The sequence below is a fragment of the Mesorhizobium sp. M7A.F.Ca.US.014.04.1.1 genome (assembly GCF_003998745.1).
GTDB classification, from domain to species: domain Bacteria; phylum Pseudomonadota; class Alphaproteobacteria; order Rhizobiales; family Rhizobiaceae; genus Mesorhizobium; species Mesorhizobium ciceri.
This window is the reverse complement of sequence record NZ_RZRW01000144.1, coordinates 1-11,123: the sequence shown is the minus strand read 5'-3', so window position 1 is coordinate 11,123 and position 11,123 is coordinate 1. Positions and strand designations below refer to the sequence as shown.

At 63.9% G+C, this 11,123-nt stretch carries 11 protein-coding genes; 7 read left to right on the top strand and 4 right to left on the bottom strand.

Annotated elements, in window-relative coordinates:
• From EOA22_RS12435 to EOA22_RS12405, 7 genes are all read left to right on the top strand, one after another.
• Nucleotides 1-348, top strand: a 348-nt coding sequence (locus tag EOA22_RS12435) for an SDR family oxidoreductase (protein WP_127389993.1), incomplete at its 5' end; no start/stop codon positions are given.
• A gap of 111 nt (nt 349-459) precedes the next feature.
• Nucleotides 460-846: an SET domain-containing protein-lysine N-methyltransferase gene (locus EOA22_RS12430; RefSeq protein WP_063168976.1), complete on the top strand. Its 387-nt coding sequence runs from the start codon at nt 460-462 to the stop codon at nt 844-846.
• Nucleotides 847-1,023: 177 nt separating this feature from the next.
• Complete coding sequence (gene rpsU, locus EOA22_RS12425; protein ID WP_013529653.1) at nt 1,024-1,302, top strand: 30S ribosomal protein S21; 279 nt, start codon at nt 1,024-1,026, stop codon at nt 1,300-1,302.
• A 138-nt stretch (nt 1,303-1,440) separates the two neighbouring features.
• A complete protein-coding gene (locus tag EOA22_RS12420; protein ID WP_013529652.1) occupies nt 1,441-2,283 on the top strand; it encodes a tetratricopeptide repeat protein in 843 nt (280 codons plus the stop codon).
• Nucleotides 2,284-2,492: 209 nt separating this feature from the next.
• A complete protein-coding gene (locus tag EOA22_RS12415) occupies nt 2,493-2,969 on the top strand; it encodes a DUF992 domain-containing protein (protein ID WP_024502781.1) in 477 nt (158 codons plus the stop codon).
• Nucleotides 2,970-3,060: 91 nt separating this feature from the next.
• Nucleotides 3,061-3,540 carry a DUF992 domain-containing protein gene (locus EOA22_RS12410; RefSeq protein WP_063168977.1) on the top strand — a complete coding sequence of 160 codons (480 nt, stop codon included), beginning with the start codon at nt 3,061-3,063 and terminating at the stop codon, nt 3,538-3,540.
• 222 nt (nt 3,541-3,762) lie between these two features.
• The gene (locus EOA22_RS12405; protein ID WP_063168978.1) at nt 3,763-5,199 is read left to right on the top strand and encodes an MFS transporter; all 1,437 of its coding nucleotides are present in this window, start codon (nt 3,763-3,765) and stop codon (nt 5,197-5,199) included.
• A gap of 15 nt (nt 5,200-5,214) precedes the next feature.
• Here EOA22_RS12405 and EOA22_RS12400 read toward each other — a convergent pair whose 3' ends face one another.
• The 4 genes from EOA22_RS12400 to kdpB form a co-directional block, all read right to left on the bottom strand.
• Nucleotides 5,215-5,907, bottom strand: a complete 693-nt coding sequence (locus tag EOA22_RS12400) for a response regulator transcription factor (protein WP_063168979.1) — start codon at nt 5,905-5,907, stop codon at nt 5,215-5,217.
• Nucleotides 5,904-8,633 (bottom strand): sensor histidine kinase KdpD, encoded by a 2,730-nt coding sequence (locus tag EOA22_RS12395; protein WP_063168980.1) that lies wholly within the window; start codon nt 8,631-8,633, stop codon nt 5,904-5,906. The genes EOA22_RS12400 and EOA22_RS12395 overlap by 4 nt, the downstream gene beginning before the upstream one ends.
• A 54-nt stretch (nt 8,634-8,687) precedes the next feature.
• The gene (gene kdpC, locus EOA22_RS12390; protein ID WP_063168981.1) at nt 8,688-9,254 is read right to left on the bottom strand and encodes a potassium-transporting ATPase subunit KdpC; all 567 of its coding nucleotides are present in this window, start codon (nt 9,252-9,254) and stop codon (nt 8,688-8,690) included.
• Between the two features lie 74 nt (nt 9,255-9,328).
• On the bottom strand, nt 9,329-11,123 hold a 1,795-nt coding region (gene kdpB / locus EOA22_RS12385; protein WP_127389992.1), incomplete at its 5' end, for a potassium-transporting ATPase subunit KdpB.

Here is an 11,123-nt window from a genome sequence, read left to right as displayed (position 1 = left end):
CTGATCTTCACCTCCACCTTCGTCGGCCACACAGTCGGCATGCCAGGCATGACCAGTTATGCCGCGAGCAAGGCCGGCCTGATCGGACTGACACAGGTGCTTGCCGCCGAATACGGCCCGAAAGGCGTGCGGGTCAACGCGCTGCTGCCCGGCGGCACAGACACGCCGGCGGCAACCTTCAAGACCCCGGAATCACGGGCCTTCGTCGAAGGCCTGCATGCTTTGAAGCGTGTCGCTATGCCGGAGGAGATCGCTCGCTCGGCGCTCTATCTCGCCTCCGATGCCTCGAGCTTTACCACCGGAGCCGCTCTGTTTGCCGATGGCGGCGTGTCGATCAACCGGACGTGAAGACTTTTCGCGTCCGGAATGCATGTTCATAGCCGCCAGGCAGACGGCCGGTCTTGATTTTTCGCCGCGATTTGGCGATGCCGTTTCTGTCCAAAAGCGGGGTCTGGAACTATGTTGTTGATCAGAACCTATGTGACTGCGAGTGCGATCGAAGGCGTCGGCGTGTTCGCTGCGGAGCCGATCAGGAAAGGGGCTTCGATCTGGCGGCTCGATCCGGATTTCGACCGACTGGTCCCCATGGACAAATACGAAGCGGCCCCCCCGCATCTCAGGGAACTGCTCGACCGCTATGCCTATCCCAGCCCCGACCGGCCAGGTTTCATGGTCTATGAAGTCGACAATGGCCGCTTCATGAACCATTCCAGCAATCCGAATACGGATTTTTCGCAATATGGCGGGGCCACCGCGACCCGCGACATCGCCGTGGGCGAGGAGATCACCTGCGACTACGGCGAGTTCTTCGAGGATTTCGAGCGGCTGCACCTCGCGACGGCCTAGTCGGCTCCTTATCTCAAGGCAAACAGACTGCGGCTGGCACCGCAAATTCATTTCCGCTGTGGACAGCGCGGCATGATTCTGCTATCAGCCGCCACAATTCGTGGTGTAAACCGCCGCGGAGGCTAGCGGCTATGATCGCTTGCCTGTTGATATCAAACCCGAAAGACAGGATTGCCCGTGCAGGTACTCGTCCGCGACAATAACGTTGATCAGGCGCTTCGCGCTCTCAAGAAGAAGATGCAGCGCGAGGGCATTTTCCGCGAAATGAAGATGCGCGGTCACTACGAGAAGCCGTCCGAGAAGCGCGCCCGCGAAAAGGCTGAAGCCGTTCGCCGCGCCCGCAAGCTGGCCCGCAAGCGCGCCCAGCGCGAAGGCCTGCTGCCGATGACGCCGCGCCCTGTTGCTGCCGGCGCCGCTGGTGGTGCAGCTGGCGCTCCGCGTCCGCCGCGGTTCTAACGCCAATTTTTCGTCCTTTTCGAAGGATATCAGAGGTGGCGCGATGTGGAATCGCCGCCACCTTTTTGTTTTGATGTGACCGGTCCGGAGGGGGAGCCGGATCTGAACGACGCGGCTTGAAGTGAGGACAGGGCAGACATGAACGCAACGAGCGTGGAGCGCGGGACCGCATTGCGTGGTTTCGCCCTGACAGCGGCCCTGCTCTCCGGACTGGCGCTTGCCGGCTGCCAAACGGCGGGCCCGACCGGTGAATTCAACAACATCGACAAGGCGCAAGGCTCGAGCGAGAACATTTCCTCGCTGTCGGCGGTCATCCAGCGCAATCCCCAGGATCCCGAAGGCTACAATGTGCGCGGCTCGGCCTATGGCCGTGGCGGCCAATACCAGGCGGCGCTCAAGGATTTCAATCAAGCCATCCAGCTCAATCCGAATTTCTTCCAGGCCTATTCGAATCGTGCGCTCATCCAGCGCTTCCTCGGCAACCAGGAAGCCGCGCTCGCGGACTACAACCGTTCGATCCAGATCAACTCGAACTATGACGCCGCCTATATCGGCCGCGGCAATCTCTACCGCAAGGCGGGTCGCACCCAGGACGCCTTCAACGACTTTCAGAAGGCGATCCAGCTCGATACGACCGACGCGCGCGCCTACCACAATCGAGGCCTGATCTATCAGAGCCAGGGCCAGCACAAATTCGCCATCGAGGATTTCTCGACCGCCATCTCGCTGGCGCCGGACGCCGCCGAGCCCTACAACGGCCGCGGCCTCTCCTATCTGGCGACCAATGACGAGGACAACGCCTTCTCCGATTTCAACATGGCGATCAAGCTCGACGGCAAGAACGCCGAGGCCTGGGCCAACCAGGCGCTGATCTACGAGCGGCGCGGTGACAAGGCGAAAGCCGCGAAATCCTATAAGGAAGCCGTTCGCCTCGACCCGACCTACCAGCCGGCCAAGGATGGCCTCGCCCGCGTCAGCTGATCTCGGTTTCGGCAAACGCTTCCCATACAAATCCGCGTGACATCCAAATGCCGCGGGATCCTTGGCGTGTCCGAAAAGACGCACTTCGCAACCGCGCATTAACCCCGGCAGGAGGCTTTCGGCCCCTGCCTTGATCGCGCCAAGTTTTCAGCGGAACGGTCTGGCCTCCCAAGCCGTTATCGAAAAGCAATTTGCGAAAGGACCCTCCCATGATCAAGAAACTCGCCTGCGCCGCTGCCCTCGCCACGACGATGTTCGCGGTGGCTCCAGCCAGCGCCGGCAAGCTGCAACTCGGCACGCTCGATTGCACCATCGACGGCGGCACCGCTTATATCGTCGCTTCCAACAAGGGCGTGTCCTGTGTCTTCCGGCCTCATCATCACGGGCCGTCCGAGGTTTACACAGGCGTCATCTCCAAGATCGGCCTCGATGTCGGCCAGACGCATCAGGGCCAGCTCGTTTGGGCCGTGCTGGCTGCGACCCGGGACCGTGACGGAGGCGATCTCGCCGGCAGCTATTACGGCGTCAACGCCGAGGCGAGCGTGGTGACCGGCGGCGGCGCCAATCTGCTGGTTGGCGGCTTGGACAGCGCCTTCATGCTGGAGCCGCTCAGCGTCCAGGCGCAGACCGGCGTCAACCTTGCCGTGGCCGTGACCTCGCTCCAGCTGATCCATTCATTCAAGTGATCGCATGGAGCCGTGCGCTCCATGACCCCTCACCCCGCGGCGCGGAACCAGATAGGATGGTTCCGCGCCGTTGATTTTTGAGGGGACCATCATGCTGAAGACAGCCATCGCTGCCATATTCGCTACCGTGTTTGTCGGAGCAGCGCAGGCGCAGGACCGAGGCATAGAGCTCGGTACGCTTGACTGTGCCATTGGCGGCGGCACCGGCTTCATCTTCGGCTCGAGCAAGGATCTGAGCTGCACCTTCAACCCCGCCGACAAGAGCTTCGCGTCGGAAGCCTATTTCGGCGCCGTCAACAAATACGGCCTCGACATCGGCACGACGAAGCAGACGGTCATGCAGTGGATCGTGCTGACGCCGCTGAAGAACATCTACGCGCCGGGTGCGCTGGCCGGCGACTACATCGGCGCCAGCGCCGAGGTGACGGCCGCCGTCGGCGCCGGCGCCAATCTGCTGGTCGGCGGCTCCTCGCAAGCCTTCACCTTGCAGCCGCTCAGCTTGCAGACGCAGACCGGCATGAACCTCGCGATCGGCGTCAGCCAGTTCCAGCTGCGCAGCACCGAGAACTGATCGCGCAACGAACCCGCCAATCGGAAAGGCTGCCGCGCGAACGGTCCTCAAAAAACCGCTTGAGCTCAACCCCGGTTGAGGTTTTACAAGCCTGCCCCGAACGAAACAACGCCTCGATGCGGCGCCCGATCCGGCGCTGTCGAACCGCATGGTCCTGCCGGAAAGCCGCACTGGCTTCTGGCGTCCTGCGCTGGCGTCGAGATATGCAAGACAGGGGTGGAAATGACCGAGATCAGCACAAACAAGGTCGACTGGCGCGGATTATGGGCAAGCGGCGACCTGGCGCGCTTCTGCTTCATCAGCCTCGGCATCCTGTTGCACGCCACCAACGAGACGATGGTGGCAACGGTGATGCCGGCCATGGTCGGCGAACTGGCGGGCGTGCAGCTCGTCGGCTGGTCGCTGGCGATCTACGAACTCGGTGCCATCGTTGCCGGCGCGGCCGCCGGACGGCTGGTGAGTTATGTCCCCTTGCGCACCAACATGGTGGTCGCAGCCCTGCTCTACGCAGCAGGCGCCCTGATCTGCGCCACCTCGCCTTCCATGCAACTGTTCCTCGCCGGCCGCCTGATCGAAGGACTTGGCGGCGGTGCGCTGGTGTCGCTGGCCTTCGTCTCGGTCGAACGACTGTTCTCGCGCGCCATCTGGCCGCAGCTTTTCGGCATCATGTCGGCGATCTGGGGCGTCGCCGCCTTCAGCGGACCATTGCTCGGCGCGATCATGACCGAGCTTTTGTCATGGCGCTGGGCCTTCGGCATCTTCACCCTCGGCGGCGCAGCCATGGCGCTGGCAAGTTTCATCGTGCTCGACACGCCGGAGGCGACGAGGCCGAAGGCGAGCGCAGGCGGGGCGCCGCCCTTCCCGTTCGCGGCCCTTGCCTGCCTTGCCGTTGCCGTGGTGCTGATCGCCTCGGCCGGCGTCGACATCGCCTTGCTGCGCTCTTCGCTGCTGATGGCCTTCGGCCTCATCGGCCTGCTGCTGTTCTTCACCATCGACGCGCTGAAGCCGCTTTCGCGGCTGTTCCCGGCGCGGCTGTTCTCATGGCGCACGCCGGTCGGCGCCGGCATGACCATGGTTGCCGCTTTTTCGGTGGCCACCTGTTCCTTCGGCGTCTACGGGCCGCTGCTGCTGACCAGCCTTCACGACATTCCGCTGCTGACCACCGGCTACATCATCGCCGCCGAATCGATCGCCTGGTCGATCCTGTCGATCCTGGTCGCCAACGCGCCGCCGCGGCGCGAGCGGCTGATCATCATCGGCGGCGCGGTGATGATCGCGGCCGGCATCGCCGGCTTTGCCTACACGATACCCCTGGGCTCCATCCCGCTCATCCTGATCTGTGCCCTGTTGCAAGGCGGCGGCTTCGGCATCGCCTGGCCGTTCCTGACACGCGTCATCGTCGCCTCCGCCCCGAAGAGCGAGCAGACCATCGCCTCGGCGGCGGTGCCGACCATGCAGCGCATCGGCTACGCCGTGGGTGCAGCCCTTGCCGGCATCGTCGCCAATGCCAGCGGCTTTTCGCAAGGTTTGAACCACGACGCGGCGGCGAATGTCGCGTCCTGGCTGTTTCTTGCCTTCGTCCCGCTCGGCATTGTCGGCTGTCTCGCGGCCTTGCGGGTTTCCAAGCCGCTTGGCCAGCAGCTGGAAGCTACTGGCTAGAAGCGCCCAACCCGCTCATTCGACCTCGCGCAGGCGGTAGCCGACGCCGGTCTCGGTGGTGATGTAGCGTGGCTGGTCGGGGCTCTTCTCGATCTTCTGCCTGAGCTGGCGCACATAGACCCTGAGATACTGCACGTCGGACGAGTCGCCCCAGACCTGCTTCAACAGGAAATGGTGGGTCAGCACCTTGCCGGCGTGCTGCACCAGCATGCGCAGGATGTCGTATTCCTTCGGCGACAGCTTTACCTCCTTGCCCTCGACCTTGACGATGCGCTTGACCAGATCGACGCTGAGATCGCCGGTCTGGAAAATCGGCTTCTCTCCCTGCTGCTGGAACTTGTGGCGGAGCGCCACGCGGATGCGTGCGACCAGTTCGTTCATGCCGAAGGGTTTGGTGACATAGTCGTCGGCGCCGAGCTCCAGGGCCTGGACGATACCGGCCTCGTCGGTCCGGCTGGACAGGATGACCACCGGAATGTCGAGGCCGTCGTCGCGCCATTTGCGCAGCAACTCATGGCCGCTAATGCCGGGCAGGCCAAGGTCGAGCAGGACGAGGTCCGGCTTCTCCGCCTCCATCAGCTCGATGGCCGCCCTGGCATTCGGCGCCTCGCTGATCGCGTAGCCCTGGCTGCCGAGGCCGACGCGCAGCAGCTTGCGGATCGGCGGCTCGTCATCGACGACCAGTATCCTGACGTTCGAGTTTGTCATGCCAGGTCACCCACATCGTCGGTATTCGAAGCGTCGAAGTTGGGCGGATTTGCCGGCTTGGGCATTTTGATGGTGAAGACCGCGCCCGAACCGTCGGTCCGGTTTGCCGCCGTGATCGTGCCACCCATCGCCTCTATGAAGCCGCGGCAGATCGACAGGCCGAGCCCGGTGCCGGCGCGGATCTGGTCGCGCTTGCGCACCCGGTAGAAGGTGTCGAAAATCCGTTCCAGATCGCCGGGAGGAATGCCCGGCCCTTCATCCATGATCTGCAGCAGGACGGAGCCATTGTCGGTCCAGCCCTGGACGCGGATCGTCGAGCCGGCCGGGGCATATTTCGCCGCATTGTCGAGAAGATTGAACAACGCTTGCTCGAACAGCACCGGGTCGACCTTCAACATCGGCAAATCCCTGGGGATGTCCGTCTCGATCTTGTGCTCGCCGATGATTTTCCTGGCCCTTTGCAGGGCGGAGCCGACGATGTCGCCGACATAGTGAAAGGCGTAGTTCGGCTCCATCGCGCCGGACTCGATCTTGGTCATGTCGAGCAGATTGGCGATGAAGCGGTTCAACCGCTCGGATTCGTCGAGCACCGTCGACAGCAGTTCGGCCCGATCCGGTTCGGGAAGTGCTGCTGAAAAATCCCGCAGCGTGCCGGCGGCGCCCATGATGGCGGCGAGCGGCGTCTTCAGATCATGGGAAATGGAGGTGAGCAGCGCCGAGCGCAGCCTGTCCGCCTCGGCGGCGAGCTTGGCCCGGTCGACGTCGGCGACCAGTTGGATACGCTCGATGGCGACTGCCGCCTGGTCGGCCAGTGCGTCGAGAAGCCGCTGCTGCTCGGGCGTCAGCAACGGTCCCTGCTTGTCGTTGTCGAGGCCGACGACGCCGATGGCCGTGCGCCCGGTCCGCAAGGGCAGATAGAGGCGCTTGGCACCCGGAAGCGTGTCGGCGCCGCGACCTGCGGCACGATTGTGCTCCCAGGCCCAGCGGGCGGCGGCGATGTCGGCTTCGGCCAGCGTGTCATCAGGCGGATAGCCGGCCTTGACGGTGATCGTCCCGTCTTCCGGCAAAAGCAGCACCACGCGCAGCTTCAGCATCGAGGCGATCTGGAAGGCGGTGGCCCAGAGGACGTCGTCCAGCGTCCCGGCGCCGGCGAGCTTCTTCGAAAAGAGGTAGATATCCTCCGTCGCCCGCGCCCGCGAGCGGGCGGCGACCGCCTGGCGCTGCACGCGCGCCGTCAGATTGCTGGCAATGACCGCAACGACGAGAAAGACGCCAAGCGCGACGATGCTCTCCGGATCCCTGATCGTCAGCGTATAGCGCGGCTCCAGGAAGAAATAATTGAAAGCAAGGGCGCTGACGAAACAAGCATACAGAGCCGGCCACAGGCCGCCGGTCACCGCCGATGCCAGCACCCCGATGAGCAGAATGATCGCCAGATTGCGAACGTCGAGAAACTGATCGAGAAGGACGGCGAAGGCGAGCGAGCCGATGACAAAGGCCGTCGCCTTGAGATAGGGCCAGATTTCGAACTGCCACTGCTCGTCGGCCGCCTTGACGCTCCGCGACGCCGCCTCGGTGCCGCGTTCGCTTCCCGAAATGACATGGACGCTGATATCGCCGGCATTGCGGATGAGATCGTAGGTGAGCGAGCCTTCGATCAATTCGCGCCAGCGCGACCGGGTCGGCCTGCCGACGACGATATGGGTAAAATTGTTCGCCGTCGCATAACGCACGATGTCCTGCGCCACATTCTGACCCGGAATGGTCGTCACCTCGGCGCCAAGCTGCTGGGCAAGGCGCAGGTTCGTCGCCAGCCGGTCCTTGTCATTCTCGGGCATGCTGGCCGAGCGCGTGCTGTCGACGTGCAGCGCCGTCCACGGCGCACGCAGCCGGTCGGCCAGCCTGCGCGCATAGCGCACGCGGGCCGCTCCTCCAGGTCGCGCGTCGAGGCAGACGAGGACCCTTTCGCCTGCCGCCCACGGTCCTGGAATGGCGTGCGCCTGCATATGGATGAGCAACTGGTCGTCGACACGCTGCGCGGTGCGGCGCAGCGCCAGTTCCCTGAGCGCCGTCAGATTGCCCGGCGAGAAATAGTTCTCGATCGCGCGCTGCGCGGTGTTGGGGAAATAGACCTTGCCTTCCTCGAGCCGCTTGATCAGGTCGTCGGGGGTGAGATCGATGATCTCGACATCGTCGGCCTGGTCGATGATGGAATCGGGAACCGTCTCGCGAACCCTGACCTTGGTGATCTGGGCGACGACGTCGTTCAGGCTTTCGACATGCTGGATGTTAAGCGTCGTATAGACGTCGATGCCGTGCGTCAGGATCTCCTGGACGTCGAGGTAGCGCTTGGGGTGGCGGCTGCCGGGCGCGTTGGTGTGGGCGAGCTCGTCGACAAGAACCAGCGCCGGGCGCCGGGCGAGGATGGCGTCGATATCCATCTCGTCGAGGATACGCCCCTTGTAGTCGACCTTGCGGCGGGGAATGACCTCATAGCCCTCGACCAGGGCCGTTGTTTCCTTGCGGCCATGCGTCTCGACGACGCCGATCACCACATCCACGCCGTCGGCCAGCCTGGCGCGGCCCGACATCAGCATCTCATAGGTTTTGCCGACGCCCGGTGCCGCGCCGAGGAAAATTCTCAGGCGGCCGCGACCCTCCCGCTCGGCATGGTCAAGCAGTGCGTCGGGCGAGGGTCTGGTGTCGCTGCTTCTGTCGTCAGGCATCGGGATCGATCATGGATGGCGCCGGGGGTACTGTCGATCCCCGGCCGCCGCCATTCACTCTTTCGCTACGTCCAGCGCAAGGTTGAGGCCAAGCACATTGACCACAGGCTCGCCCATGAAGCCGAGTTCCCTGCCCTCGACTTGGGCATCGACAAGCGCCTTGACCCTGGCTTCCTCGATGCCCCTGGCCTTGGCCACCCGAGCGACCTGGAAGTAGGCGGCTTCCGGGCTGATGTCGGGATCGAGGCCACTGCCGGACGTCGTCACCAGATCCATCGGAACAGGCTGGTTCGGGTTTTCCGCTTTCAACTTCTCGGCGTCGCCCTTGATGCGGTCGATCAGCTTGGGACTGGTCGGGCCGAGATTGCTGCCGCTCGAGGAGGCTGCATTGTAGCCGTCGCCGGCAGCCGAAGGGCGGCCGTGGAAATACTTGTCGCTGGCAAACCCCTGGCCGATCGATTCGGAGCCGATGATCTTGCCGTCCCTCTCGACCAGGCTGCCATTGGCCTGCCGCGGAAACAGCGCCTGGGCGATGCCGGTCATGCCCAGGGGATAGATCAGGCCGGTCAGGACCGTGAAGAAGACGATCATGATGATCGCGGGTCTTATCTGGGTGAGCATGGAGATGTTCCTCAAAGCAATTCCAGGAAAAGTGTGAAGCGGTTTTCCCTAGGGAATTGCGTTAAAACAAAGAGTTAAGCGAGGCCAAGCGTGGTGACGATCATGTCGATCGCCTTGATGCCGACGAAAGGCACGATGAGGCCGCCGAGGCCGTAGACGAGAAGATTGCGGCTGAGCAGCGCGCCGGCGCCGATGGCCCGATATTTGACGCCCTTCAGCGACAGCGGGATCAGCGCGATGATGATCAGCGCGTTGAAGATGATGGCCGACAGGATGGCACTCTGCGGCGTCGCCAGATGCATGACGTTGAGTGCCTGCAGCGGACCGGTCGTCTGTCCCGGTGCGACGTAGAAGACGGCGAACATCGCCGGGATGATGGCGAAATATTTGGCGACGTCGTTGGCGATCGAGAAGGTCGTCAGCGAACCCCGCGTCATCAAGAGCGCCTTGCCGATCTCGACGATCTCGATGAGCTTGGTCGGATCGCTGTCGAGATCGATCATGTTGCCGGCCTCGCGGGCGGCGACCGTGCCGGTGTTCATGGCGACACCGACATCGGCTTGCGCGAGGGCCGGCGCATCGTTGGTGCCGTCGCCGCACATGGCAACCAGCTTGCCCTTGGCCTGTTCGTCGCGGATCAGCTTCAGCTTGTCCTCCGGTGTGGCCTGGGCGAGGAAGTCGTCGACGCCGGCTTCCGCGGCGATCGCCGCCGCCGTCATCGGGTTGTCGCCGGTGATCATCACCGTGCGGATGCCCATGCGGCGCAGTTCGGTGAAGCGCTCCCTGATGCCGCCCTTGACGATGTCCTTGAGGTGGATGACGCCGAGCAGGCGGCCGTCGCGTTCGACCGCCAGCGGCGTGCCGCCGGACTTGGCGATCTCGTCGGCGATGGCCTGGAGATCCCTGACGGTATCGCTGCCGGGCCGCGTGGCATGGGCTGCGACCGTCGATTGGTTGACATGGGCAAGCACGGAATCCACGGCGCCCTTGCGCACCGACGAACCATCGATGTCGACGCCGCTCATACGGGTCTGTGCTGTGAAGGGCACGAAGGTGGCGTGCAGCGTTGCCATGTCGCGGGCGCGGATGGCGTATTTCTCCTTGGCCAGCACGACGATGGAACGGCCTTCCGGCGTTTCGTCGGCGAGCGAGGCAAGCTGGGCCGCGTCGGCCAGTTCCTGTTCGGTGACGCCCTTGACCGGGCGGAACTGCGTCGCCTGGCGGTTGCCGAGCGTGATCGTGCCGGTCTTGTCGAGCAGCAGCGTGTCGACGTCGCCTGCGGCTTCCACGGCGCGACCCGACATGGCCAGCACGTTGAATCGCACCAGGCGGTCCATCCCGGCGATGCCGATGGCCGAAAGCAGCGCCCCGATCGTGGTCGGGATCAAGGTGACGAACAGCGCCACCAGAACGGTCACCGAAATGTAGCCGCCCGAATAGGAAGCAAAACTCGGGATCGTCGCGGTGGCCAGCACGAAGATCAGCGTCATGCCGACGAGCAGGATGTTGAGCGCGATCTCGTTCGGCGTCTTCTGGCGCTCCGCACCTTCGACCAGCGAGATCATGCGGTCGAGGAAGGTGTGGCCGGAAGCCGCCGTGATGCGCACGCGAACCCAGTCGGACAGCACCTGCGTGCCGCCGGTGACCGCCGAACGATCGCCGCCGGATTCGCGGATCACCGGCGCGGATTCGCCCGTGATCGCGGCCTCGTTGACCGAAGCGACGCCTTCGATCACTTCGCCGTCGGACGGGATGATGTCGCCGGCCTCGACCAGCACGGCATCGCCGACCTTGAGGCTGGGGGCGGGCACAAGTTTGTATTTGGTGCGGTCTTCACCGGTTAAAAGCTTGGCCTTGGGCTCGGTGTGT